The following is a 26,110-nucleotide window of genomic DNA, read 5'->3' as shown; positions in this document are numbered from 1 at the left end:
CTTTAGAGTCACATCCAACGGACAGCCGTTAAACGGGTATCAGGAAATCTCAGACGCGCAGGACCGTCGTCTGCAGATAATATTCAGTCAGCCAAGCCGACTCAGGCAGTGACTCAAAGACCCGCGGCCCCGAGCATTGGAACACCAGTGAGCGCGAGGGCTCAGGTGCTCGTAGGCAATCAATGAAAATAGCCAACAAGACCAGCGATTCAGCCGAACTAACATCCGACTTAAACCTCACAACAGGCAGCAGCTCCGCCGGTAATTCGATATCGATACAGCACTCTCCAGTCGCCAGACAAGCATCCGCTTGATTTGGCAGGCAGTGATCCGTCACACAAGAGGCAGTTGCCGCAGCAGCCGCAAGTTCTTCGTTCACCTCTTCCGCATGCAGTTTTTCCGCATGCAGTTCGAGGTCTTGATGAATGCACAGCAGTAAGCCACCAAACGCCCCAAAGAGAGCGTTCCAAGCGAACAGACTAATCAGCCCTACTATGCCTAATTTCATTTTCACAGTCTCGCTAGACAGAATGCAGCTAACAAATACTGTCAAGGGTTTCTCGGTAAATTGATGTCGGGGCTTCACTGGTGAAGACCGCCGAATTTATGCGTCACCAAATACAGTCTTCACAAGTGAAGCCCCGACGAATCATGCCAGCACGTCTAGCAAGGCGCGTAGTTTCATCTCCGTCTCGCGCATTTCCGTATCTGGCTTCGAGCCCCTTACAATACCTGCGCCCGCATAAAGACGAGCGAGCTTGCCCTCAATCAAGGCCGAACGAATGCCAACGATCATCTCTCCCTCATTGAGATGATTAAACCAACCGACCACACCCGCATAGAGCCCGCGCTCCATTTGCTCCAATTCGGCAATGCACGGCACCGCCTGCTCCCGTGGCGAGCCACCGACCGCGGGTGTGGGGTGCATCTCAGGCAAAATATCCAACAAATGCACCGACTCGCCCACTTCAGCCTGAATACGAGTGCGCAAGTGCTGCACATTGGCCAACAGAAGCAATTGCGGATGCGACTCTGCAACTCCGCCCACGCCCACTTGTTCTAAACGCCGAATGATTGAATCGCGCACACAGATATGTTCGTGCAAATCCTTCTCACTCTCCAGCAAATCGCGCGCATATTTAGCATCCTCACCCGCAGTTTGCCCGCGTGGGGCGGAGCCAGCGATCGCCTCCGTCAACAAATGTCCATTACGAACCTGCAGTAAGCGCTCTGGCGTGGCTCCAATAAAGCTACGCGCATCCCCGCCCGCAAAAGAAAAGGTAAAACAGCCCGCGAAGCGCTCCCGCAAGCGATTCAAAGTATCCAGTGGCTGCCACGGACGATCCGCTTCCAATTCAATGCCGCGCGCCAAGACGATTTTCTCATAGGCACCCAGCTCGATCGCCGACAGCGCGCGCGCCACCGCCTGCGGATACACGTCCGGTGCCAACTCACGACGTGACTCAATTTTAGGTGACGGTGCCGCATCCTCCAAAGCCGCTTCTGGCAAATAATCAAAGGCCCCAAACTTACGATAGGCCCCCCAAACCCGCATCACTAAGCTATCAATATCAGTATCGGCCTCGACCTTCAGATTAGCAACAGCTCCGTATTGACCTTTCGAACGCGACACCTGCCAGCGCGGCAGAAATACCGTCGCCGCGGGAAAAGGGGCACTCTCGCTGACCGTATCATCAAAAGTAAAAGCGGTAAAAAAATGCGGGCCCGTAAAAGCCTCACTCAAGTCCCCCACCGCAATAGTATTCTCCAGAATCTCCTCCGCAAAAGCCTTCACCGAGGCGAATCGATCAGAACCATCAAAGCGCGCCTGCACGACTGCCTCCGCGGCGGCCACCGCCTCATCATCGCTGGCACGCTCGATGTAGCAGTGTAATTCATCCGGCTCGTAAATTGACTGCAACACTGCCAGCGGCGCAATGTGCTTCACTGCCAAAGAGATACTGGCAATCTGATAGTGTCGCTTAGCACGGGCCGCCTCACGGCAGCCCACAAGAAATTGACGCAGTGCACCCTCATCACGTTCAGGCAACATACTGGAGGGAATAATCTGCATTCGAGCGAGAAAAACCAAGATGCCTGAAATCGCAACCAACAAAGCCGAAGCAGTCAGATCTGGCATGGGATCATCACACGCCTACCAAGCACTGGGAATACAGGGAATGCACAGCGCGATGCCATTCATAGGCAAATATTTGGGCAGTCTTCATCATGCCGTATAGCGCCATATACCCATAAATTATTAAAGTGGTAGAAACTTCAGGAGGTTTTGTTTTGCGAAATGCAGCATTCCGCCTTCCATTTCGAAGCTCACAGTCCCGGATCTCGGATTTCAGCGATTCCATCTACTCACTTTCTATGCAAGCACCACTCCCTCCCATCGATTTCAAAGCCGAACTGAACGACAAACAATACGCTGCCGTCACCTCAGAGCCAGGCCCGGCGCTAGTGCTGGCAGGTGCTGGATCGGGAAAGACGCGCACCCTCACCTATCGCGTGGCGTACTTACTGCACCAAGGCGTGCAGCCCTATGAAATCCTGCTGCTAACATTTACCAACAAAGCCTCGCGCGAAATGCTGGAACGTGTGGAAGAACTCACTGGCATCAATGGCCGTCAACTCTGGGGCGGCACCTTTCACAGTATCGCGCAACGCATTCTTCGTGTACATGGCGACCTGGTCGGCCTCAAGCCCAACTACACCATACTCGACCAAGGCGAAGCAGAGAGCATCCTCAAGAACGTCATTCAGACCATCGACTCCAAGTTTATCAAAACCAAAAACAACCCAAAGCCCAAAGTGGTAGCCGACATGATCAGCTACGCGCGCAATACCTGCCGCGAACCACGTGAAGAAGCCGACGAGCGCTACCCCTTTCTCGACGGTATGGCCGACAAAATCGACAAGTTCTATAAAGCCTACAAGCAGGCGAAGCTCGACCAACAGGTGGTCGATTACGACGACCTACTGGAATACTTCCTCAAGCTACTGCACGAACAGCCTGAAATCCGTCAACAGTATCAGGACCGCTTTAAACATATTCTGGTCGATGAATTTCAAGACACCAATCGTCTACAGTCCGACATCGTGGATCAACTCGCAGGCCACCACCAAGTGATGGCCGTCGGCGACGATGCGCAGTGTATCTACACATGGCGCGGCGCCGACTTCGACAACATCATGCAGTTCGAAGTACGCCACCCCGGTGCCGAGGTACACAAGATCGAGACGAACTACCGCAGCTCGCCCGAGATTCTGGGCTTTGCCAACGCCGTGCTCGCATCACAGCCCAGCGGTCTGGGATTCTCCAAAGAGCTTCGCGCCATCAAACCCTCACGCGAACGCCCCTACTTTGTGCCCGTAATGGACACACGCGGTCAGGCCAAATTTATAATCGAACGCATTGAAGGCCTCCTCGACGAAGGGCGTAACCTCTCTGACATCGCCATCCTCTACCGCGCCCACTTTCAGGCGATGGATCTGCAAATGGAACTCACTCGCCTCAACATCGACTACCAGATCACCAGCGGCGTGCGCTTCTTCGAGCAAGCCCACATCAAGGACTTCACCGCGCAGCTGCGTTTCGCCTCCAACCCAGCCGACGTGTCCGCCTTCGCCCGTGTCACCTGCCTACTGCCCAAAGTCGGGCCTAAGACCGCGGAGCGCATCCATAAGTTCACCCGCGAGCGTGCGGCTAAACTAGAGAAGAACTTTTGCGATGTGCTGGTCTCTCCTGAAGTGCTCAAAAAAGTGCCTGCCGACGCCAAAGAAGAATGGCCCTCACTCGCCGAAACGATTCGCGAAGTATCCGTGGCTCTTACCGAGCGCGCCCCCGAAGAAATCATTCAGCTCGCGCTGGACGGTTGGTATAGCAGTTACATCCGCGAAATCTATCCCAACTGGACCGACCGTGCTGACGATCTACAAAGTTTAGTCAGTTTCGCCGGCCGCTTTGAAACAATGGAGGAACTACTTGCTCAGCTCGTGCTACTGGCTTCCGAAAGCAATGAACGTAGCCCGGAAGAACAACAAAACTGCTTGCGGCTCACTACCATCCACCAAGCCAAAGGCCTGGAATTCCCCGTGGTCTTCGTCATCGGGCTAGCCGACGGCACATTCCCGCTTAAGCGCACCATCGATGCAGGCGACCTAGAAGAAGAGCGCCGCCTCTTTTATGTAGCCGTGACGCGCGCCGAGGAAGAGCTCTACATGAGCTACCCCATGCTCAACAATCAAGGTAATCAAGTCATGCGCCTCAACCCCAGTCGCTTCATTCAAGAAATTGATCCCAGCCGCTACGAAACACTCAGAGTCGCGCCCTCGCGAAGATACTAACACACAGCTATAGCACCAAGAGTTTGGTGAAACCCAAAGCTGTGTCAGCGAATGAAACTCCCAGACATTTGAATTAAAAGTAGACTGCAATTCCGCGCGACTCACTGGCTCTCTGGCCCACGTCCCATTACGCTATAATAAAAAGTCGCGGACCAAGTCAGTAATATAATCCCTGTTAGAGATTCTAAAGCTGTCATAAACTTAAGGTGGCCTTGAGGCATCTCACTCATTCCAAGTGTCGAATAGGTCACGGCCGAATGATAGAAGAAATCCATGAAGTTCTGCTCAAGCCCACCCTCGAGCTGCCCTGCCCCAGAAGTGAGGGAAAGAAAATAAAGGCCAACTGCAAACCCCATAATCACTACCAAGTGCACACTCACCAATAATAGTAGCACCAATACTGGCCGCAGAAAATGCTGATGCTGCTCATCACGTGATGGAAGATAGTTCAACAACTGCCCCAAGCTCCAATAATGAAATGCCACGGCAATAACCATGATAGTCAAAGACACTATAAAGCTAAGCAACATGACTTAATCTGAAGACCATCTTTCCATTTCACATGTAACTCGGCACTCAAATACGCTTAAATTTTGAATTACATAATTATCTCAACAACATCCAGATCGCCATCACCATCATCATAATATTCTCCGTAAGGGAAATGAATCCAAGTGGCACAGTACTATTTCCACCCACACATGCACATTTCAAATCACGCTTCTCGATGTAGACCGCCTTGACAATTGAAATCGCCCCGATCCCACTGGCAATCAGCACAATGGGACTAATGATCCATAAAATAAGGCCCGCGACCATCAGAGCACCAGCCAGCGTTTCAATAGCTGCATATACATACGCATAGGGAACATAACGCTGCGCCAGCAAATCATACTGAACGAATCCAGTTGCGTAAGCCTTTAAGTCCCTCAACTTCTGAATGCCTAACACACACATACTAAACGCAATAAATAGCTCCAAAACTCGTATCAGCTCAAGCGTTCCCAACGACGCCCAGGTCACCGTCAAAGCCATGCTGAATGTAACAATAAAGATAGCAATAATGGGTTGATAACTCACCCCCTCGCGTGGATCTGCAGCAAGCCCTAGATAATCACGCAGTGCATCATAACTGCCGACTAGATCATCATCTATAAATATTTGCGGAGTTTCATCCACCCCATGCGACTCCTTATACTGCTGATTCGCCTCCAACGTTGCAAGATGATGATCTTCGACTTGATATCCATTACGCTTTAATAAATCCAAAGCCTTGATTCCCCACGGGCACAAATGATCAGGAGTTACCATTCTGTAAATAGTCGCTTTTTTAGTCATAGCACCAAGCAACTTGCAGACTACATGCCAATCATACTCTTTTAATATGGGTATTGGACATCAGACATTAAAAGAACAGACCGCACATCTGTCTCCAATCAGAACAGACGATATGCGCACGAGTTTCTTTAAATACGACTTTAAACAACGTCAGCCCAGAAGACTAAAAATTAACGCAAAGTGCACGTTTCATACAAAAAAAATCGGGATAATTGCATGCTCGCGAAATTGAAACAACGATTTGAATGCCCCACCTCTTGAATAAACAACGACGACACTGCGACGCATTAAAATTGGCATAGCATTAGCGTCGCCACACATCGCGGATGCACTTCGGCATACGCTCTATGAACCTTACATAATACTAAAAAAAGAAACACTACCCATGATGAAAGCTAAAGACATAAAATGGATTACCTCCACTTCCTTGATCGCAGCACTCACATCCAGTGGCGCCTTTGCGGAGAGATCCAACAAACAGACATACGAAAATTCAGCTCAACACCAGAACACTGTTCAGTATGAACGGAGTCACACTCAAGCAACTTCAGAAGAAGAGTGGTATGACCCGAGAGATTGGTTTGATGGTGATAAGATTGATCACGAACCTGCAGGCGACAGCAAATCCAGTTGGGCGTTCTGGCAGCAAGACAACTGGGAAGACAATTATCCAGATTCCACGGTGCTAGAGAACCAAAGCCAAACACGAACAGCCAGTGGCTATGTATGGAATGACGAACAACAAAAATGGGAAAAAGACGATTCCATTAATTCGAATGAGAATTATAACTACGGAACAGCCACAACAAATGTAGATGGCAGTCAGCTTCGAACTCGTTCAAGTCAGCATTCAGAGAATTCGACGATGCGTGACAACGACCATCGCTCAGACAGCAAGATGAAGCAGCAACATCTCTCGGGGCAGATCCTTGCTTTTCGCAAGATGAACCTACAAGCAACAGACGCTGCCACTCCAACTGAAAACATCGTAGCGAAGGTAGAGCTTAATAGTGGCAAACAGATTGTAATGAGTTTAGGCGAAAAACGCAGTTTGGACAGATTGGAACTAGAAAAAGGCGACTCCATTGAATTAAGCGGTGTCGGCGGACAAGTAAATGGCGAGCCTCTATTCATCGTCAAAGAGTTGAAGTTTAAAGATCGCACCCTACAAGTAAATCGTGCGATTCAAATAAACAACGCTAGCGCGCTTGCACAAAACCATTCGCTACCCGCCTCACAGAATACGAACTCCCAAAGCAATGAAGGAGTTTACAATGATCGTACAGCTCTCTCAAATAGCACGCATCAACATGCGGACATTCGCGGTACTGTTGCTAGCTTCGAGCTAGAAGAGAAAACGCATGCAAATGATGCCATGCGCACAGCAACCTTGAAGATGGACAGTGGGCAGTCACATACTGTCGCGATCGACAAAGATATAAATGCAGCACTCGATCAGTTAAACCTTGAACCAGGCGATCTAATTCGAATCGAAGGAGAACATCAGGAGATGCATGGTGAAGAACTTGTCGTAATCGAGCGCATCTGGATCAATGGCGAACGTCCTCAGCAATTTAGCGCCAATTTCTAGAATAGAAGCAGCCACACAAGCAGGCGCGTAAATCCGCTTCGAGTGGTGAGGCTAATTCAATCAAAAATAGAAGCCTCTCAATCACACACCCATCCCAAGTCGTTAAATGCGGCTTGGGATGTTTTTATTTCTATCTAAGAAGCATGATTGTCAGGGTCCGATCCAGTTGGCGGCTTTGAGTGGATGCCATCCGGCATCGCATCCACAACGCGCGGGGACAAAAAATACTCCCCCGCAGCCACCACTCGAACACCTTCGATAAAATCATTCACATCTTCTTTATATATATACCCCATCGCTCCAGCTGCGAAAGATTCACTAACATATGCTTCATCTGCGTGACCAGAAAACACCACGCAACGTATTTCAGGCCACTGCTCACGAATACGTTTTAAGACAGTCAACCCATTCAAATCAGGCATCGTCAAATCAATCGAGATCACATCCGGTCGTAAGTCCGGAATCGCTGCCAGTGTCTCATGCCCTGAGTTAAAAGAACCACAACAACTTAAACCAGGCGTCCCGGCTACAATCCGCTGTAATACTTCACACAATCGATCGTGATCCTCCACAATCATAACTCTGACTTCAAACGCAACGGATTCATCTTTACTCATAAATATTTAGGGCAGGTTAAGGAGATCGAGAGATTAGCGAAAATTGAGCATTCGCGATTTCAAACCTTAGCAAATTAGGTTCCTGCATCTCATTACATAGATAAAAAAATCGTTAATGAGCACCGAACCTCTCGGACTAGAAATACAAATCGGTGCTACACCCGTTTAAATCATAGCGATCAGCGTATTTGCCGTCATGTTAAGCAGTTGATGGATAGATTTAAGTTTTTATTCTACCTAACCTCCAGACATGCAAAAAGCATGCATTTAGCATGCTCCTCATTTGCAAGATGCAATGCACATGAAGCCACACAGACCTCGGAAAAGATTGTTACAACAGCTTATCGAAACAAGGTGAGACATAGCGCCTTCCTAGCGCGACCTGATTAATCGCCTTCAAGAATTCCTCAGCACCACCTTTAGCCACATACCCATAAGCTCCCTGCTCAAGAGCGTCCCGCACATAACTAACATCAGTATGACCAGATAATAGAACGCAACGTATCTCAGGCCAATGCTGTCGCAGATAGCCCAAAACTTCAATTCCACTCATCCTTGGCATGGTCAAATCAAGACTCACAACATTAGGCAAGAGCTGCTCTGGTGACAGACTATCCTGTTTCAAAGCCTGTAAGAGTTGCTCCCCACTAGCAAAACCGCCATAACAATCCATGTTGGGGGAGAATCTCACGAGTTTCACCAAAACACCACGCAAGCTGGCGTGATCTTCGACAATACCCACTCGAATACGCTGTAAATCGGTATCACTACTATCTTCGCGGCGTTCCATATTCATTCTAGCCTCCAATTCTAATTAAACAAACAACGAGAGCCCCCTCTTACTCATAAGAGGGGGCACCTATGAGTTGAAACCTAAGAATTATTTATGCGGCGTACTTGCGCGGGTGTTAGGTTGGCTGATAAATCCGCGTGCTTGAACCTTCGCATCATGATAACTGGAGTAACTTTTATGTAAACGATCACGCGCAAGCTCATAATCGCTCTCTGACGATTGATTCAACAAAGCTAAGTCATTCCGCACCTGATTGCGCCACGAATCCACTTGTTCCTGATGCTTGACCCAATCTCGTGCGAGCTCTTCGTCACGCTTTATCTCATTAACGATACTGCGTGATAGACGGTCACGATCTTTATAGTTAGACATACGCAAATCCTCAGCTACATTCCTATCGTTTCTGCCATAGCCTGTGTCTACACCACTACGCAATTGGCCATTAGTATCGATGGTGTAATTATTCCCACGACTGTCGGTTAGAATATTATCTGAATCATGCTTATTAATACTTAAATCAGATAACTGCTGCACTTGTCCTGACTCAGGCGTTTCAACATTCATGGTATTTTGATAACGTTGATTCGCTTCAGCAATCTCGTTACTATTAATTGTTAATTGAGATACAGCACGTTCCGATTCATGTAGATTATTCGAATGACTCTGAACATCAGTTTGAGCGGAAGACCACGATACAGAAGCCATAATGGCAGAGAGGGTAATGAATTGTGCTTTCATAGTTTTAAGTATATATATTAATGCTTAATTCGATGGCTTCAGCCGAATGCTAAAGCGATCAGTCATGGACTTTGCCAATACCATGCCAACTGCAAAAAAACAAAGACTACCAAGAACGCATCTGAATGACTAAAAATGACTTATAAACGAATCAATAGGATTCAGTATCTATATTCGACTGGAGATATGCATGACACAATCAGAGAAACTCATGCGAATTGCAGGGCTCCCGAGAGCAGTCGATGCCAGCGTTCAAAACGGCCTCGAATCATTTAGAATTCATTACTCACAGGCCCTCACATAGAGATTCCATACTCGAGAAAAAGCTACAAATAGATCTTAATTAAGGCTCAAACACGTGATGCAATATGCACGAAGCACAACGCACTTGCACTGCACTTTGCCCGATGAAGAAGAAGGTATTTATTCTCATAGTATAAAAGACTCTTCAAAACACTCCCCAGCTACAATATGCATCAAAACACTGGTCTGAATTACAGGGCTTGGCATGCGTTTTGCGTTGGGCTCCGAAGTGAACACAATTATTGCAGACTTTCCTGAGATGCTTCCTCGCCCGAATCAGGCCAGGGCTAGTTGTGGATACCGTGCTGGCGCAATGATACGCTCAGATTCGTTGCTAGCCGAGACAGTTGAAAATGCACGAACAAAATGGCGGCGCCCATTGAATTAGGAATCAATAACGATGTCCCTGATTACAAAAAAAGATAACCCGCAAAAGTCATCTAAACGGTCTCGAAAATCGATTTTATTTTGGAGCACGCTCTGTTGTTTTCACATGATTGGTTTTTTCATGTCTATCAACGCCCTGATGAGTGTGCGCACTCCACAAGGCACGACTGCATGGGTGCTCGCATTAAACACAGTACCTTTCATCGCCGTACCTAGTTACTTAGTATTTGGTGAAGTCGACTTTAAGCAATATATCGATGAAAAAAAAATCTACACTGAACAGATTGCACCAACAGTAGCAAGATTGAGAACCACCCTTGATCAAAAAGGGCTGCTGGCTCAGAATTTCAAAGGCTCAGCCGACCTATTGGCTACCTTGCTCCCGCTCCCGCCAACAACCGGCAATACTGCAGAATTATTGCCTGACGGCCCCAAGGCCTTCACATCAATATTCGATGGAATCTCCGCGGCAAAGGACTATGTTCTAGTACAGTTCTTTACGATTTCTGACGGTCAGGTGGGTGCCGAATTATCGGAACGACTTATTGAACGCGCCAATTCTGGCGTACGTTGCTACATTATTTACGACGATATGGGCACTAAAGTTAGTAATGACTATCTTAAGCCGCTCCGTGAGGCTGGAGTACAATTAGTCCGCTTTAACATCGTCCCTCAATGGACAAAACTGTTCCGCCTGAACTTTAGAAACCACCGTAAATTGGTCATAGTCGACGGCAATTCGGCATGGACGGGAGGTATGAATATAAAATATGACTACATGCAATGGCGTGATACCATGGTAAGGATCAATGGACCTGCCGTGCAAACAATGCAAGTCAGTTTCCTGCGTGATTGGGCGTGGTCGCGCAATGAAATGCTGACAGGACTTAATTGGAACCCTCGATCTGAATCTGGAAGTTCTGACGGCATACGAGTGGCCAGCCTACCTTCCAGCCCGACCGACGGATTTGAGCGATATACCCTCTTTTTACTAGATGTAATTCATCACGCCAAAGAACGACTTTGGATTGCGAGTCCGTATTTTGTACCTGACGATGTCATTCTACGCGCGCTACAAGCAGCGGCTCTACGTGGGGTTGAAGTTAAAGTTCTGATACCCGATGAAACAGATACAATGATCGCACGTCTTGCACAATTTGCAGCCTGGAGCTACATACGAGAACTTGAAGCTGCCGGAGCCGAAATGTATCAATACACCAGTCCCTTTATGCATCAGAAAGTGATCCTGACAGATGACAACTTCTGTATGATCGGGTCCGCCAATTTCGACAACCGATCATTCAGACTCAATTTCGAGCTAAATGCTGTGATCAATGATCCGACTTTTAATGCCGAGGTCGCCAACATGCTAAGGCAAGACTTCATCAATGCGACTCCTATTCATCAAAGTGACCTTGATGGACAAGGCTTCTGGGAGCGTGTCCGTATTCGTGCCTCCCGATTAGCAGCTCCAGTGCTATGATAGCCACTAATCGCTAATGAGCATGCGAACATATTGGAATAATAACAATCATTACACGACAGACATCATGAGCGACGCTAGAAAAACAACTGCGCCCCCCAGCAGTACCCAAATCTCACAAAAAATAAAGAACACTCATCCTCAACAACAGGGAGAATATGAGACAAATCAACTCGACGCTCTACTACGTCAACTCAGACAGCAAACTGGAATTGATTTTAGCCATTTTAAACTCAACACACTACAACGTCGCATACAGCGTAGAATCGGATTAAAGCATCTCGACAGCCTGCATGCTTATACCAAAGAAATTCACAGTGATTTGACTGAGGCTAAACAACTCGCGAGCGATTTATTAATTAGTGTAACAAGTTTCTTCAGAGACGCCAAGGTTTGGAAATTATTAGAGCAAGAAGTGATCCCAACAATCATTAAGCAAGCTGACGAAAAGAATCCTCTGCGTATTTGGGTGCCTGCCTGCGCAACAGGAGAAGAGGCTTACAGTTACGGAATCTCCTTCTCTCGCACCATGCGTCGGATCGGCAGCACACATAAGCTACAAATCTATGCAACTGATATTGATGACGAAGCACGGGAGTTTGCACGTCAAGGCATCTACCCGACTAGCATTCGCAAAAATGTATCTGCAGAAATATTGGAGGAATATTTCGACTCAATTGATGAACAGCATTACCGAGTAAAAAAGAGCCTTCGCGAGATGATAGTATTCGCTCACCAAGACATTATCTATGATCCTCCATTCTCAAAATTAGATTTAGTCAGCTGTCGTAATATGCTCATCTATTTTGATTCGGAAACCCAAAATCGCATCTTCCCGCTCCTACACTTTGCGTTAAAACGCGATGGTTACCTCATACTGGGTAATGCTGAAAACATTGGCAATCAGCTCGAACTTTTCAATACAGTATCCAAACAATGCAGAATTTTTCAACGTATCGGTGCAAGCCGAATTCTTGAAGCCAATTACAGGCGAAGCAGGATACAAGCACCTCAGCAAGTTGAGGTCAACTTGCCAGAAGCTGAGGCATACGAAGAACAAGCCCGCCGCTTATTAACTAAACATCTTTCAGTTGCTGGTGTTTTCGTAAATAAGCAACTTCAGGTAATGTATACTCGCGGATTAGTAGAGCGATATCTGAATTACGCAGAAGGTGTCCCAACAAATCACTTGATTTCACTCTGCCCCGCAACACTTAAAGCTAAATTACGCAAGGGGCTACGAACTGCTTTCAACGAGAATAAGGACGTCGTATTACGTAACATTACACTGACAAATCAAGACTGCAACCGGCTCGTACGAATAACAATTAATAGAACTAGTTTCGGAGCAATTACAGATGCTGCCTTCATCATTTTCGAGGACGAAGCGAGCGCTCCAATTAGCTCCTCAACGGCAGCAACTGCAGAGGAAAATGACAACATAGCTGACAACGACTTAGAAGAGCAATTATGTATGATTCGCCATGAACTGCAAGGCACCATCGAGGAACTGGAAACCTCTAATGAAGAGCTAAAAGCATCCAACGAAGAAGTAATTTCTATAAATGAGGAATTGCAATCTTCGAATGAGGAACTCGAAACTTCCAAAGAAGAACTACACCTACTCAACCAAGAGCTGAGCACTCTCAACAATCAGCTAGAAGTAAAAAGCCAAGAGCTAGCATACACAAATAATGATTTACAAAACCTCTTAACCAGTTCCGAAATTGCATCCATATTCCTGGATTCACAACTCCGCATAAAACGATTCACACGAAAAAGCGCCGAGCTTTTCAATCTAAGCGACGCCGATGTCGGCCGTTTACTCAGCGATTTAAGCACTCACTTTGCCGACTCGAGTCTGCTTAAAGAAAGTCAACAAGTACTCCAAAAACTTGATATTTCGGAACGTGAAATTAAAGGAAATGAAGACCGTTGGTTCTTTCGCCGTATCTTACCGTATCGCACCCAAACCAACGAAATCCGCGGAGTTGTCATTACTTTTTTCGACGTTACAGATCTAAAAGAAGCTCAATTTCAGGCAAAAGAAAGTGAGTACAGTTGGCGACGCTTACTTGAAGATACTGAAATGCTAGTCGCTCTGTTTGAAGGACCTGAACATCGCTACACCTTCACCAATCGCCGACACCGTGAATTCTCATCGCGCGTTCAATTAAACCGTCCGTTGCAAGAAGCATTTCCAGAACTAGTAGGACAGGAAATTCTGGACAAGTTTGACGAGGTTTTCGCGAGTGGACATGCGTACCACAACCCCGAATACCATGTTTCCATGGATAAAGACGGCAACGGGGAACAAAAAGACTATTATTTCAATCTGATGTTGCAGCCATGGTACAACTCAAATGGCTCTGTACGTGGTATAATGAGCTTAGTCAGCGAAACCACAGATGTCGTACGCGCCCAACGAAAAGCAAGTGAGCACCTACGTCTCTTTGAAGTCACAGGTGAAAGCATCCCATATGGCGTGTGGTGGTGCAATGCACAAGGCACATTCCAATATGTTTCCGAAAGTTTCTTAGAAATGACAGGACTAACACTTGCTGAACTGCAAAACGATAACTGGCTCAAACTCTTACCTGAGCAAGATCGAGAACCGACTCGTGCCGCATGGAAAGCTGCCATGGAAGCAAAAGTTCACTGGGAAAGAGAACACAGAATACGAAGTAAGGACGGCGGTCAACGTCTCGTACTATCCATCGGTCGGCCGGTCTTCAACGCTAGTAACAAGATTGAGGCGTGGGTCGGCCTGAATCTGGATATGACCGAGCGCAGAGAGTACGAAGTCGCCCGCCAAGATACGGCCACTCGTTTAGACCTCGCGCTAAGAGCCAGCTGCCTGGGAACCCATCGCTACACAGTCCAAAGTGGCACCATTGATCTAGACGAACAATCAAGATCGATTTTTGGCCTCAGTCCGAATCAACGATTTGACCTAGAAAGCTTTAGATCACGAATACACCCAGATGACCTTGCAGAGGTCGATGCCTCATTGGCAAGAGCCAGTGATCCCGACCTAAGAGAAACTTATCAGGCAGAATATCGCATTCATCCTTTCGATGGATCCTCCGAACGAATCATTGCAGCCAATGGCATTTTTGATTTTGAGGACCAGGAAAGTGGTAAACCTCACGCCATTTCGCTAGTCGGCACGATTAAGGATGTAACCGAACGACGATTACACGCACAAGAAATGCTGATCGCCAAAGAAGCGGCAGAAGCGGCAAATCGCACAAAGACAGCATTCTTAGCAAACATGAGCCATGACATTCGTACACCACTCACAGCGATCAGTGGCTATGCTGAAATCGTCGCACAACAGTTAGACGCGGAAAATGCAGAATTGGCCGATGAGATGAAAAACGCATGCGGTCATTTGTTGCGAACTCTGAACTCTGTGCTCAAGTTCGCTCGAATGGAGGGCAAAGCTATAGAGCTCGACTTAACAGACATTGATCTCAGCCAGGAATGCCGTCGAGCCTACGACCTCTTTCTCCCCATAGCACGCGCAAAAGGAGTCAAACTAAAGTTCAACAAGCAGGTACATTCTGTTCATGTATATGCAGATCTCGCAGCACTGAATCGCATTCTTTCAAACCTATTAGACAATGCGATTAAATTCACCCCCGAAGATAGGTATGTCGAAATCACCGTTTTCTCAACTCAGCAGCGCGGAGGATTACGGGTGGAAGACCAAGGCCGCGGGATGGCTAAAAATTTCCTAGGTCAACTATTCAACCCTTTCTCGCAAGAACGTGAAAAACACGACACAACTCTTGGAGGAAGTGGATTGGGCATGGCCATTGCCAAGCAATTGGTGGACTCAATGGGCGGAAATATAAAGGCCGACAGCGAGGAAGGCAATGGAACCACAATTGAAGTTCAACTTCCATTAGCTAAAGACAGCAGACCCACGGACCACCCTTTTAAACTCGAAGCTAAGCAATCTCCGAAAGAGCAGCCTGCTCCTAAAGTAATGGAAACAGGTGCAAGCTCAAATCAAACAAGGATATTGGCCTGCGACGACTATCCCAACACTCGTCGTATTCTGGGACTGACCTTAAGGGATTACCCCCTCGATCTAGCCGCAGACGAATCCGAATTGTTTGAAAAGCTAGATGGACAGGACGTGATTCTACTGGATATAAATCTACAGGGTCGCAATGTTGGAAGTGAACTACTTAAAAGAATCCGTAAAGATAGTAAAAATAGCGCTGCTCGTATCATTGCATTTACAGCGCACTGTCTTCCTGGGCAGGGGCAGGAATTCATCGATGAAGGATTTGATGGCTACCTACCGAAACCTTTTACCCGAGATGAATTACTCAGCGTCATACGCGAAGCAGAACCAAATAAATAACATTAAATCCACAAGAAAAGACAGTAAAAATACCGCCTCCGTAAACACAGAATACTGGCTTAAAACCTGCCTACTGCAATCGCCCGCCTACCATTTGGTAGACGATCTTTACTCACAGCCATAGCTGATCCGCCATGCCGATAAGTTTCATAGGCAATATAATCCAATAAATCCGTTTTACCGAGTCGACCACTTTTTTCATCATAAAGGACCTGCATGCGATCAAGGTCACAACGCCCATGGACCTGTTCATCTTTCGCAATGAATACTCGCTCAAGCCGTCCCGTTGCCGCAGCCAAAGCGCACTCAGTGATACCACTGATATCTTCACCACGACCAACAGCCGCTTCAACTTCATCCAACGCAGCCGACACCTGTCGATCTATATCGAGCTTAAGCAGCGCCACTGATTCCTGCGAGAGACGTGATGCATCCCACCTACTGGCATCGTGCTCAACGTAATGGTAAACCCGCTGACTAGCTGCATTGACTTGTTTGAATTGTCCAAGGTTCCCCGCAACGCCAAACACAACGAGCGGATCTTTCTTATCGGCCAAAAATGACTCAATCGCAACTGCCACAGCTTGAATGAAGCGCTTTTTAAGATCATCCTTATAAGTATCCGGCATACCATGACCATGGAAACCTGAGACAGGTGTGGAACCGGTTGCATGTGACCGGGAAGTCCGCGTAGCGGAGTGATTCTGAAGCGTTTTCTCAGGGTCATCAAACTCAGCAACCTCTTCAATTGTATTCGGCATCCCTTCAACATCCACAGAAGTCAAATTGCCTCGAACACCACGATAAACCTGCATCCCACCCTGATTCAAACAGAGTGCCGTAAACGTTGGATTCAGTTGCATTATTGGTAGTAATGGTTTCATCGCAAAACGCTCATCCACACAACAAAATGCAGGCGCTTCATAATCCAAGCGTATACGCCGCAGCGCATGGCCATCCAAGAGAAATGCGAGGGATGCAGCTTCCTGGCGTAAGCTTTGGGGGTTATCGACAAAATATTGAAGAGGCGCAATAAAGTTGGACACATGTGAGACTTGCATCCCGAAGATCTCGAGACTTGCACGAGCCTCCTCAATCAATTCCCGCAATATCTGTGCGTTCTGCTGTACTTCAACGCCGTCGTTGCGGATGGGTAAAAATAGCGATATATGTGGACCGCCGTATTCTTTGAATAAAGAGTCAATCACTTCAGGTTTAGCTTCAATATCAATAGTAGGTATGTGTTTCTCAATCATAGGTAAGTGCGTGTTCGGTAAATATTCGGTCAAGACAGTGTTCTAAATCTCGCAAGTTGCATGCCAGAATCCAATTTGAGTTTGGCGCCAACATACTGCACCGAATAAACGCTCTCTTCGTCCCCATTAACTCTCTGACTCACGAGCCTCAATGCATGAAGAAATTTCAAAAGCTTAACTATAGATGTAAACATCCCTTACAGTATCAGGCATTCTGCAATTATAATTCCAGCAAAACGCAATGCCACAGAAATAGAAGAGGCTCGAACAAAATCGATTACAAGCTCCCACCAGCACGTGACATCAGAATATGCTTGCCAGAAAAGCCCTAGCTGCGACCGCAATTTACAGCAATCAGGGCGACTGCATCAGAGTCGACTCAAGCCAGCGTCCTAATCCATAAATACATCCAAGTAATAACAATGCGATTACAGATGCTTTGATTTTGTTTTTATTCCAGACCTCCAAAGCACGTTCACCATAGTATTTTACTAATAGCGCCAAGCCGAAATATCGGATCCCACGCGCCAATGTAGCCGCCAATATAAAATAAAGATAAGAGTAATCAACAGCGCCAGCTCCCAGCATTGCAATCTGAAAAGGAATCGGCGATATCCCTGCAGCTAATATCAACCAAAAGCCGTGTTGATTTAAGGATTCCTTCAATGATTCAAATCCTGATGGGCTTGATAGCAGCTCAATAATAGAACGCCCCCAACTATCCATCGCCAGCATCCCTATCCCATAAAATGCACTCGCTCCCAACAAGCACGCGACGGTGACTACCAACGCGGTACGCCAAAGGCTATCACGGTGTCGATGATAATATGGGATTAAAAGCGCCTCCAAAGGTATTGGTATAATAGTTGATTCTAAAAATGAAGCCACACCCATAAAAGACAACTGAGCCTGTGAGGAATTGGCACGTTCCTTAAAAAAATCTGAGAGGCGATGCATCATACGTTAATATACGTTAATATACGTTAATAATGGGGACAAGAGCGCTGTACCGATAGAATATAGATAATGAACACGCAGGTTTCATGCCTGCTCAATCATGAATGCACCCCGTAATTAACAAGGACACAAAAAAAACTCGCTCATAAAATCACTCGTACTCGCATGCACTGACATTGCAAAAATTAATAATGCCCAGTGGCAGCACCTTGCCAATTGCAACGGCGACCTTAGCAGCAATAGAAGACCATCAAATTATCAAAATGCAGATATAATTGATCATAAGAACGTTACGCCAGAACACAACATGAACCTCCCCCCTTGGCACACCATTTGCGAAATGATGCTGCAACAAAAATGAAAGGCAATTCAGCAACTGAGCTGTAGCAAAGGAATATTTACACATGAAACTAAACCATACCCCAAATCGCCCGAATCCACTCTATATAGGTGCGCTCCCCCCTTTTAATCCAGAAAAAGCTTGCGGGCCTGGTGAACCGACAGACCAACTAAGGCCCCCCGCAGATCATGGAGAAGAGAGCTACACAGGCCACCAGCAATTAGCTGACTGCGTCGCGTTGATTGTGGGCGGCGATAGTGGTATCGGTAGAGCGATTTCCTTGGCCTACGCACGTGAAGGCGCAAGCATAGCCTTCACTTACCACCAGAACCAGCATGATGCAGAAGTCACCAGTAAACTCTTACAGCAAGAACATGGGGTACGCTCTCAGGTATACCAACTAGATCAAAGTAATGCTAATGACTGTAAGAATCTGCTACAACAAGTAGTTAATGATTATGGAAGATTGGATATCCTAGTCAATAACGCGGCGACTCAAACAACATACCAATCGATAGATTCGATCGAAATAGAGGACTTTGAATCTACCTTTCATGTTAATGCATTTGGTACATTCTATCTCTGCAAGTACGCACTCGAGCACATCAAAGAAGGTGGCTGCATTATTAATACCGCGTCCATTCAAAGCTTCGATGCTTCTGCATATCTACTTCCCTACGCAGCTACCAAAGCAGCTATTGCGAGTATGACAAAATCGTTTGCATCCTTCGCAATACAACGAGGCATACGCGTCAATGCTGTAGCTCCAGGTCCCGTATGGACACCTCTTATCCCAAACACTATGCCAAAGGACAAAGTAAAACACTTCGGGTCCAATACATTACTGGGCAGACCAGCACAGCCGGCCGAACTCGCACCAGTATATGTATTCCTAGCATCTGCCCAAGCCAGTTATGTGACAGGAGAAATTTATCCAGCCACTGGCGGTAGACAACAAATGTAATATCTTAACTAATCATTCAACTTCTTGCAAATGGGCATCCTGCCCAGAATACAAAAGAACCCGACGCATAAAGAGCGACGGGTTCTTTTTTTTGATCCAGTGTTAGAGTCCGATGCTTAAAATGAATAGATCATCAGCGTGCGCTTCAGCTCATTTTTTTATGCAGCATCTTGCGTAAAACTAGTAATCATCTGATATTTGCGCTCACTCTCCTCGGCAATTTCACACAGGATATACGCACCATCACTTGATAGATTTGCACGCATTGACACAATGACTGAAGCACAATCGACCAACTTATGAACAAGAACAAACACAGTATTCGTTCTAAGGAAAGCTCCCATGGACCTAACAAATTCTTTAGCTCCATCGATTGACTCAAACTGATACCGCTTCTTACAGAACAGCACATCCATATCTATCTTAACTTCCCATTCACAGAGGGAACGCAATTTACATAAAATTTCTGAACAAATCCGTGCCTCCTCATGCTGTTCCTGGCAAGATCCTTCAGCCATCAGTTGTGTTAGGTGATTCGTATTGTCCGGCGCTTGATTAGTTTGTGTATCCATGCCTCGTCACTTTCCATTTTCCATACCATGTTCATCGATAAATTCGCAACTAACGCCTCATCATATAGATATATTTATAATTAAATATTTCACGAGTCTCCACGATGCAATTCGCCAGCCTACAATGCCCTGAATAGGGCATATTGCATTATAGCTACCCCTAAAACCAGATACAATGACTCTGTCGGATCCAACGATAACATACCCAATATGTAATCTGCACAGTCTAAGTAACAAAGCAGTATGCAGAATGCATCACAAGCGGTTTAAATTCAAAGAAACAAAAAATCATCCAACTGAATATAAGTAAGTTACAATATTCAAAATAATTTTGGCACGCTTTCTTCTTAAAGCGACAGCAGCAATCCAGCGTTTACATCGACAACATTAAATAAGCTCAAAACGAATGAACACGATGACAAAAAATAGTCTATATAAACAGAAAATAAATACTCTAGTCGCTCATATCAGTGCCTCGGTCAGCGAGTTCGAGGAAGTCGCCAAACTGGTGAGTCCCACATCTGCCTACCTCTCGACACGATTCGAAAACCTCGCTCAGCAACGGGGCATTTACACCGAGCAATTATGCAAACAATTCAATATCGAATATAACTTCAAAATAGAGGAAAATAGCGATCCAAGAAAGTTTCTAAAATCAGGAGACATGATTAGCCATGAGATGGTAAAGGAAATTTTAAAAGAAACCGTCACGAGGGAGGAACAACTAGTTGACGAACTACAAAACACGCAAACTGCAATGAAAGGAATCTCAGAAGAGACGATTCGCATTGTAAGTGAGATATGTGAACACGCTGAAGGTGCGGTTCAAATCATGAACAGGCAAATCACAGAAGCACTCGAAAGCTCAACCACTACAGATTGACACGCTTCGACTAGACAAACAACGAATCAGCACAATTAAATACACACACAAACAGGAGACAAAAACAATGTACGGATATACTCTCGCCACAATAGGCATGATCTTAGCAATCATTCTCATTCTGCTATTTGTCATAAAACCCAATGCCCCCAAAGCTCGAAAAGCAAAGCGTACCGACGAAAGTAAGGGTCTGACACGCACTGAGCCCAGCGCGGAACAAGTAAATACTGCCTCGGAGCAACCTTCAAAATCAAAGCACACTAAAAATTAGTTCATACTTCACGCACAGTAATGTCCTGCTCAAGTTAACAACTCTTAATCTCGAGTTAGAATAATATACAGTGCGTGAATAATCCCTGGAACATAGCCAAACAATGTCAGCAAGATATTAATCCAGAACTGAAGCCCAATACCAACTTGTAAAAACACTCCAAGTGGTGGCAGGAGAATAGAGAGTATAATACGTATGATGTCCATATGGCAACTTACGCAGACTCCATACCAATATGTGCCAAATAGCTGATTGAAGGAAAACATCACTCCCTAAACGCAATTATTTGTGTAGAACCTGCATGAACAAGCTGATTACAAGTGAACTAACAGACTACAAGCGACAAACTTTCGCAACTTGGAGTCTAAATCAGCAAAAGTAGACATGCAATTCGCACGCTTATCCATGGCATGAGCCTGCAAATTGCCTGAATAGAAAGTCTCAGCTTTAATATGGACCTAGACAAAAAAATACTAACACGCATAATCCAATCAAGCCCTCTGCTCAACAGTAAGTCTGAGCATCGCCACGATTGACCTGTCGCAATATCTGGTTTGCTCGAGCTCGAATACTCAAGCGCATGAAGGCCGATAATTAATAATCGTAGAGTATATTTATAAAATTCCATCAATGAATATCCAAAAAGGTTCCTGCCTATGTGGTCGAGTCACGTTCGAAGTAGTCGGAGATTTTGACAATTTCTACCTCTGCCACTGCAGCCGTTGTCGCAAAGATACTGGATCGGCACATGCCGCTAACTTGTTTTCGTCAACGGCTAAGTTAAAGTGGCTCTCAGGAGCAGATTCAGTTTCAAATTTCACCTTAGAGAATACCCAACACAGTAAATCCTTTTGCTCCGCTTGTGGATCTGCACTCCCCAATATTCAAATGGACGGAAAACAATTAATGGTGCCCGCAGGAAGTTTGGATTCTGACTTATCCATCCAACCTACAGCACATATCTTTATATCAAATAAAGCGAATTGGGATATGAACCTGGAGAAATACCCCATGATCGAGAATTTACCTGCTCCAGCATCAACAGAAAGTAATCCCTAATTTGCCGTCACAAGTTGAAGATTGCAAACACCCACTTTCTATGGCGTTATTCACGAACTATGAAACGTATATCGCCTCTACCGCTCGCAGCAGCCATACTCACGCTCTTAATACCAAACTCTCCGTCGGCTGCCAGCTTTCAAGACGCCATTCCACACATCGACCTCGATGGCTCCATCCTCGGCTACGTCAATTTTGAAGACGATGGCCAGGAAATTGGCACTGCACTCAATGACATCTACCAACAGGTGATCACTCACACGCCTGAGATGCCCCCCATTCCAGTCGATTTCACCCAGCTGCTGGATAACCTAGGCTTTAGCTCACTGAACGCCGTAGCCTTTAGTTCCAAAGACCTCAAAGACGGCCAACATCGGAACCGATCTGTGGCATTAATGAACGGCAGCCCCACCGGGATTTACGCCCTATATAGTCTTAGCCCACTCACTTTTAGCGCCGCCCAAAAGGCTCCGGCTGACGCAACTGGTGCGATGACCACGAGCGTCCAGTTAACAGCGCTTCGCGATACAGCCACGTCGATCATGCAACAAATCATGGGACCCATGGGCGAAAGTCTGGTAAAGCAACAACTCATGCAGGTCATCCCTGGAACCGATCTCAGCTACGACGCAATAATCAACACCCTCTCCGGGAAATGGGATGCCTTCTGGCATCAAAGCTATCGCGAGAACTTGCAACAAGAATTTAAGTTCTGGGTCAGCATTGAAGGAGCGGGAAGCCTACTCCCCAAGCTGCGAAATTTTGCCGAAACACAGGGAGTCACCTTTAGTGAAAACGATACCACGCTAAAGGCAAACTTCGGCCTATTACTAGGAGCAAATGCTGCCTTCAGCCTCTACGCAGAAGCGCCCAAGCAGGGAGGGGAACTAATTATATACTCGCATCCAGACTGGACCCCGCAGAGTCCTGGTGAACGCCTGGCATCCACTCCGGCTTTCCAACAACTCGCAGCACAGCTTCCAGCGAAAGCCATTGCATTTAACTACAGTGTTGGCGCAGATCTTAAACCTCTGCTGGAACAATTCGCGACCATGCCACAATTGGCAAAGTATAGCAAAGCCGCAGAATCGCTGATCGAGTTACTCATCGGCGACTTCCTCAAACCAAGCATGACAGTCACTTATATGGCTGGGGAACACATTGCAACCGATCAATACGCAGGCTACTCGAGTAAACAAGTGATCATGGCCTTGCCCACCCTTGCAGCCAGCGGCATAGGTGCCGCCATGGCGATCCCCGCATTTCAAAAGGTGCGCACAACCTCTCAAGAGAAGGCAGTGACCAATAACTTGCGTCAAATCGCGGCTGCTGCAGATCAATATTTTTTAGAAAATGGGAAAACATCCGTAAACATTAAGGACTTAATAGGCCCCGATAAATACCTTCGATCAATAACACCTGTTGCCGGAGAAAGCTATGAAGGCATGACCATTGAAATGGATACAGATATCAGTGTCACACTCGGGAACGGCAAAGTAATCACTCTGGATTTTTAATATTATGCCGCAGAGTGCTCTAGAAGCAGATTGACTAACAATCACTGCCTGTACTCCTCAGAATACCCCCACAATCACAGATAGCTCCGTTCACAACAGGGATATTAGGCCGATCCAATTAGCTAGCGCTTCCGGTAGGTAATCGTGTGCGCCTGATTCAACGCCACACCTGATAATTCCTGTTGAGTTCCGTCTGGCCAGAAGATCTGCAAGTCAACCGTGCTCTCTGAATGAGTCCCTAAACCAAAATGAAGCACTAACGCGTTCTGATTCCCTTCTCCCGTCCCAGCTTCGACTTGTCGCACCAGTATTTGATCACCTAGCTCCAGTCGAACTTGAGCTCCAATTGCAGAATGATTCACGTAATGACCATCGCCTTCCAATTGAACCTTAATCCAATTCCCAGCGCCACCTTCATTTGTGAATAACTTTCCAGCGACCACCAAGTCCAAGCATCCATCATTATTATAATCTCCCCAAGCGGCCTGATAAGAGGGTGGCAACTGACTTAAATGAGCGCTTCGAGTCACATCAACAAATTCAAATACGCTTGTTTGCTCAAATAGAACAGGGTAATTGGGTTTCTTAAACGAAGCGACACCATATACAGTCGTTAATAATAGATCTAAATCTCCATCATTATCATAGTCTCCCAACGCTGGTGATGCGTAGGATTCCTGATAATAGATACCACACTCCCCCATATCCTCAAAAGCGCCTTTACCAGCGCCTGGGTTGCGCAAAAAGCGAGATGTAGGCTGATCCCCACGACTATCACGGTGAGCAAAATTCCCAACCAAAATGTCAAACCAACCATCGTTATCGATATCACCCCATGCAGATCCGATCGTATGACCGCCGGCAAAATCTGTTGCTCCCGCAAGCGTATTATATTTCTTGGCGCGATTGAGAAAATTCCCCACACCATCGTTCAGCATTAACCCATTAGGTTGTAATCGATAATTCGAAGTATATACATCCAGTCCATTCTCACGATCGAAGTCACATGCAGTCACCCCTCGAGTGCGCGCATTACCGTCCTGCGGAATGAGCTCAAACACCTTACCCTCACGATTCAAAAAAAGTAAGTTTTGATAGGAAATGTTACGCTCCCAGACCTCATAGCCTCCGACATACAAGTCCACAAAACCATCTCTATTAAAATCTCCCCAGCAGGCCCCTCGAGAATTATGCTCAGGAAGCTCTGGCAGTGGCATTTGTTTAAAACGCTTACCTTGCTGGTTACGATAAAGCTTCAATTTAGAATAGCTGAATAAATCAGGAAAACCATCATTATTATAGTCTGCGGCAACCACAGCACCCAGGCCATTTTGTATCCGTTTGAACTTCTTACCTTCAAGATTACGCCAATACGTTCCAGCAGCAATCAGATCCAACCAACCGTCCGCATCTACATCCACCCAACAAGCCTTGCCATCTTTTAACGCCAGCCCCAGCTCCTCGGAATTTTCAACAAACCGAACCGACCAACTCTCTTCAGCAGGCGCGGACAACTGAAAACCAAGAAGTATCCCTGCAATATACAGTCTAAAATTCACTAATGAGCACAAATAATTAGCAATAAATTCTAATATAATTTTCATCTCTTCTGATAACTAAAATACTTTAAATCGCGAGAAACAAGACAATCACTGCAAGGCAGGCGCACAAGACAGCGCAAAAAGGACGCATTCGGTTTAGCGACTGAATCGTAATCGGATACGGCACACGCGTGGCAAACGTCAGCGCTAAAAAAGTAAATTGCCCCCACCACCACGAAACACCAATCAGTGCGCCCAGCAGCACGCGTTGCACAGTTGTCCAATCGGGGCTCGAATGTACGAAAACACCCGTCGCCAGTAAAATCGCCATCGCGGCAGGTAGACGCATAGGCATCGCCAGTGATTGACTCAATGCAATTCGAAATAACACCCACGGCTTAGATAACGTCTGAGCATCATCAATGCGCACAACGCGCTTCGACCGAATAAATTTAAGCGCCATATATACCAACACAAAAGCAGCAAATAAATGCATTCCAAAACGGACGAATGACAAATGCGCCGACATCATCATCAGTCCCGGCACCGCAACAAATAACCAGCCAAAATGAGACAACCAAAATGCCAGTCCCACTGCAATCACCTGCCGATAAGAACCATTCACCCCAACCTTCGCCAACCACACGGTACCTGGGAAAAGGGTCAGAGAGAATATAAAACCTGCGGTAATACCTTCGAGCATGTCTATAGTTTGCCCAATATGTGCATGGTAGCAATTCGGAAGATGCCTGTAGAAAAATATCCAATA

At 46.4% G+C, this 26,110-nt stretch carries 21 protein-coding genes; 8 read left to right on the top strand and 13 right to left on the bottom strand.

Translation table 11 applies throughout. The features are described from left to right. Window positions 1-49 precede the first annotated feature (49 nt). Together QEH59_RS10680 and QEH59_RS10675 are read right to left on the bottom strand one after the other, a co-directional pair. Window positions 50-508, bottom strand: coding sequence for a hypothetical protein (locus QEH59_RS10680; RefSeq protein ID WP_308985362.1), 459 nt, complete (start codon window positions 506-508; stop codon window positions 50-52). 141 nt (window positions 509-649) lie between these two features. Further along, the gene (locus QEH59_RS10675) at window positions 650-2,140 is read right to left on the bottom strand and encodes an isochorismate synthase (protein ID WP_308985361.1); all 1,491 of its coding nucleotides are present in this window, start codon (window positions 2,138-2,140) and stop codon (window positions 650-652) included. Window positions 2,141-2,376: 236 nt separating this feature from the next. On the opposite strand from QEH59_RS10675, the gene QEH59_RS10670 reads away from it, so the two are divergent. Further along, entirely contained in the window at window positions 2,377-4,353 is a 1,977-nt protein-coding gene (locus QEH59_RS10670) for an ATP-dependent helicase (RefSeq protein WP_308985360.1), read from the top strand. 101 nt (window positions 4,354-4,454) lie between these two features. Here QEH59_RS10670 and QEH59_RS10665 read toward each other — a convergent pair whose 3' ends face one another. Continuing rightward, entirely contained in the window at window positions 4,455-4,865 is a 411-nt protein-coding gene (locus tag QEH59_RS10665; protein WP_308985359.1) for an ion channel, read from the bottom strand. Between the two features lie 94 nt (window positions 4,866-4,959). Further along, on the bottom strand, window positions 4,960-5,664 hold the full coding sequence (locus QEH59_RS10660; protein ID WP_308985358.1) for a MauE/DoxX family redox-associated membrane protein: 705 nt from the start codon (window positions 5,662-5,664) through the stop codon (window positions 4,960-4,962). Window positions 5,665-6,076: 412 nt separating this feature from the next. On the opposite strand from QEH59_RS10660, the gene QEH59_RS10655 reads away from it, so the two are divergent. Beyond that, entirely contained in the window at window positions 6,077-7,282 is a 1,206-nt protein-coding gene (locus tag QEH59_RS10655; RefSeq protein ID WP_308985357.1) for a hypothetical protein, read from the top strand. A 134-nt stretch (window positions 7,283-7,416) separates the two neighbouring features. Here QEH59_RS10655 and QEH59_RS10650 read toward each other — a convergent pair whose 3' ends face one another. The 3 genes from QEH59_RS10650 to QEH59_RS10640 all read right to left on the bottom strand — a co-directional run bounded on the left by QEH59_RS10650 (window position 7,417) and on the right by QEH59_RS10640 (window position 9,430). Then, window positions 7,417-7,899 (bottom strand): response regulator, encoded by a 483-nt coding sequence (locus tag QEH59_RS10650; protein WP_308985356.1) that lies wholly within the window; start codon window positions 7,897-7,899, stop codon window positions 7,417-7,419. A gap of 331 nt (window positions 7,900-8,230) precedes the next feature. Then, window positions 8,231-8,695, bottom strand: a complete 465-nt coding sequence (locus QEH59_RS10645) for a response regulator (protein ID WP_308985355.1) — start codon at window positions 8,693-8,695, stop codon at window positions 8,231-8,233. A gap of 84 nt (window positions 8,696-8,779) precedes the next feature. Then, window positions 8,780-9,430, bottom strand: a complete 651-nt coding sequence (locus QEH59_RS10640) for a hypothetical protein (RefSeq protein WP_308985354.1) — start codon at window positions 9,428-9,430, stop codon at window positions 8,780-8,782. 703 nt (window positions 9,431-10,133) lie between these two features. Between QEH59_RS10640 and cls the strand changes: the two genes are divergently transcribed. Next, entirely contained in the window at window positions 10,134-11,603 is a 1,470-nt protein-coding gene (gene cls, locus QEH59_RS10635; protein WP_308985353.1) for a cardiolipin synthase, read from the top strand. Window positions 11,604-11,619: 16 nt separating this feature from the next. Then, entirely contained in the window at window positions 11,620-15,981 is a 4,362-nt protein-coding gene (locus QEH59_RS10630; protein WP_308985352.1) for a CheR family methyltransferase, read from the top strand. Window positions 15,982-16,040: 59 nt separating this feature from the next. Here the strand turns inward: QEH59_RS10630 and QEH59_RS10625 are convergent, their stop codons facing one another. After that, on the bottom strand, window positions 16,041-17,270 hold the full coding sequence (locus tag QEH59_RS10625) for a baeRF3 domain-containing protein (protein ID WP_308985351.1): 1,230 nt from the start codon (window positions 17,268-17,270) through the stop codon (window positions 16,041-16,043). Between the two features lie 321 nt (window positions 17,271-17,591). After that, on the bottom strand, window positions 17,592-18,197 hold the full coding sequence (locus QEH59_RS10620) for a YqaA family protein (RefSeq protein ID WP_308985350.1): 606 nt from the start codon (window positions 18,195-18,197) through the stop codon (window positions 17,592-17,594). Window positions 18,198-18,598: 401 nt separating this feature from the next. Here QEH59_RS10620 and QEH59_RS10615 point away from each other — a divergent pair, with 401 nt between their 5' ends. Beyond that, window positions 18,599-19,498, top strand: coding sequence for an SDR family oxidoreductase (locus tag QEH59_RS10615; protein WP_308985349.1), 900 nt, complete (start codon window positions 18,599-18,601; stop codon window positions 19,496-19,498). Between the two features lie 158 nt (window positions 19,499-19,656). On the opposite strand, the gene QEH59_RS10610 is transcribed toward QEH59_RS10615, so the two are convergent. Continuing rightward, window positions 19,657-20,070, bottom strand: coding sequence for a hypothetical protein (locus tag QEH59_RS10610; RefSeq protein ID WP_308985348.1), 414 nt, complete (start codon window positions 20,068-20,070; stop codon window positions 19,657-19,659). A gap of 406 nt (window positions 20,071-20,476) precedes the next feature. On the opposite strand from QEH59_RS10610, the gene QEH59_RS10605 reads away from it, so the two are divergent. Next, on the top strand, window positions 20,477-20,953 hold the full coding sequence (locus tag QEH59_RS10605; RefSeq protein WP_308985347.1) for a hypothetical protein: 477 nt from the start codon (window positions 20,477-20,479) through the stop codon (window positions 20,951-20,953). A 315-nt stretch (window positions 20,954-21,268) separates the two neighbouring features. On the opposite strand, the gene QEH59_RS10600 is transcribed toward QEH59_RS10605, so the two are convergent. Further along, window positions 21,269-21,430 (bottom strand): YqaE/Pmp3 family membrane protein, encoded by a 162-nt coding sequence (locus tag QEH59_RS10600; protein WP_308985346.1) that lies wholly within the window; start codon window positions 21,428-21,430, stop codon window positions 21,269-21,271. 424 nt (window positions 21,431-21,854) lie between these two features. On the opposite strand from QEH59_RS10600, the gene QEH59_RS10595 reads away from it, so the two are divergent. Then, on the top strand, window positions 21,855-22,283 hold the full coding sequence (locus QEH59_RS10595; RefSeq protein WP_308985345.1) for a GFA family protein: 429 nt from the start codon (window positions 21,855-21,857) through the stop codon (window positions 22,281-22,283). 59 nt (window positions 22,284-22,342) lie between these two features. Then, window positions 22,343-23,800: a hypothetical protein gene (locus tag QEH59_RS10590; protein WP_308985344.1), complete on the top strand. Its 1,458-nt coding sequence runs from the start codon at window positions 22,343-22,345 to the stop codon at window positions 23,798-23,800. A 122-nt stretch (window positions 23,801-23,922) separates the two neighbouring features. On the opposite strand, the gene QEH59_RS10585 is transcribed toward QEH59_RS10590, so the two are convergent. Then, window positions 23,923-25,404, bottom strand: a complete 1,482-nt coding sequence (locus tag QEH59_RS10585) for a CRTAC1 family protein (RefSeq protein WP_308985343.1) — start codon at window positions 25,402-25,404, stop codon at window positions 23,923-23,925. A gap of 22 nt (window positions 25,405-25,426) precedes the next feature. Beyond that, the gene (locus QEH59_RS10580) at window positions 25,427-26,044 is read right to left on the bottom strand and encodes a hypothetical protein (RefSeq protein WP_308985342.1); all 618 of its coding nucleotides are present in this window, start codon (window positions 26,042-26,044) and stop codon (window positions 25,427-25,429) included. Between the last annotated feature and the right edge of the window lie 66 nt (window positions 26,045-26,110).

The sequence above is a fragment of the Thalassobacterium sedimentorum genome (assembly GCF_031127905.1).
GTDB classification, from domain to species: Bacteria; Verrucomicrobiota; Verrucomicrobiia; order Opitutales; family Coraliomargaritaceae; genus Thalassobacterium; species Thalassobacterium sedimentorum.
Note: the sequence above shows the minus strand (reverse complement) of the source record. Positions and strands in the feature narration are given on the sequence as shown.

Excerpts from the sequence above, each read along its gene's own strand:
- QEH59_RS10680 (WP_308985362.1), bottom strand. The coding sequence starts at position 508 with ATGAAATTAGGCATAGTAGGGCTGATTAGTCTGTTCGCTTGGAACGCT.
- QEH59_RS10655 (WP_308985357.1), top strand. The coding sequence starts at position 6,077 with ATGATGAAAGCTAAAGACATAAAATGGATTACCTCCACTTCCTTGATC.
- QEH59_RS10615 (WP_308985349.1), top strand. The coding sequence starts at position 18,599 with ATGAAACTAAACCATACCCCAAATCGCCCGAATCCACTCTATATAGGT.
- QEH59_RS10670 (WP_308985360.1), top strand. The coding sequence starts at position 2,377 with ATGCAAGCACCACTCCCTCCCATCGATTTCAAAGCCGAACTGAACGAC.
- QEH59_RS10620 (WP_308985350.1), bottom strand. The coding sequence starts at position 18,197 with ATGATGCATCGCCTCTCAGATTTTTTTAAGGAACGTGCCAATTCCTCA.
- QEH59_RS10630 (WP_308985352.1), top strand. The coding sequence starts at position 11,620 with ATGAGCATGCGAACATATTGGAATAATAACAATCATTACACGACAGAC.
- QEH59_RS10650 (WP_308985356.1), bottom strand. The coding sequence starts at position 7,899 with ATGAGTAAAGATGAATCCGTTGCGTTTGAAGTCAGAGTTATGATTGTG.
- QEH59_RS10640 (WP_308985354.1), bottom strand. The coding sequence starts at position 9,430 with ATGAAAGCACAATTCATTACCCTCTCTGCCATTATGGCTTCTGTATCG.
- QEH59_RS10595 (WP_308985345.1), top strand. The coding sequence starts at position 21,855 with ATGAATATCCAAAAAGGTTCCTGCCTATGTGGTCGAGTCACGTTCGAA.
- QEH59_RS10590 (WP_308985344.1), top strand. The coding sequence starts at position 22,343 with ATGAAACGTATATCGCCTCTACCGCTCGCAGCAGCCATACTCACGCTC.
- QEH59_RS10585 (WP_308985343.1), bottom strand. The coding sequence starts at position 25,404 with ATGAAAATTATATTAGAATTTATTGCTAATTATTTGTGCTCATTAGTG.
- QEH59_RS10675 (WP_308985361.1), bottom strand. The coding sequence starts at position 2,140 with ATGCCAGATCTGACTGCTTCGGCTTTGTTGGTTGCGATTTCAGGCATC.
- QEH59_RS10645 (WP_308985355.1), bottom strand. The coding sequence starts at position 8,695 with ATGAATATGGAACGCCGCGAAGATAGTAGTGATACCGATTTACAGCGT.
- QEH59_RS10610 (WP_308985348.1), bottom strand. The coding sequence starts at position 20,070 with ATGGATACACAAACTAATCAAGCGCCGGACAATACGAATCACCTAACA.
- QEH59_RS10605 (WP_308985347.1), top strand. The coding sequence starts at position 20,477 with ATGAACACGATGACAAAAAATAGTCTATATAAACAGAAAATAAATACT.
- QEH59_RS10660 (WP_308985358.1), bottom strand. The coding sequence starts at position 5,664 with ATGGTAACTCCTGATCATTTGTGCCCGTGGGGAATCAAGGCTTTGGAT.
- QEH59_RS10600 (WP_308985346.1), bottom strand. The coding sequence starts at position 21,430 with ATGGACATCATACGTATTATACTCTCTATTCTCCTGCCACCACTTGGA.
- cls (WP_308985353.1), top strand. The coding sequence starts at position 10,134 with ATGTCCCTGATTACAAAAAAAGATAACCCGCAAAAGTCATCTAAACGG.
- QEH59_RS10580 (WP_308985342.1), bottom strand. The coding sequence starts at position 26,044 with ATGCTCGAAGGTATTACCGCAGGTTTTATATTCTCTCTGACCCTTTTC.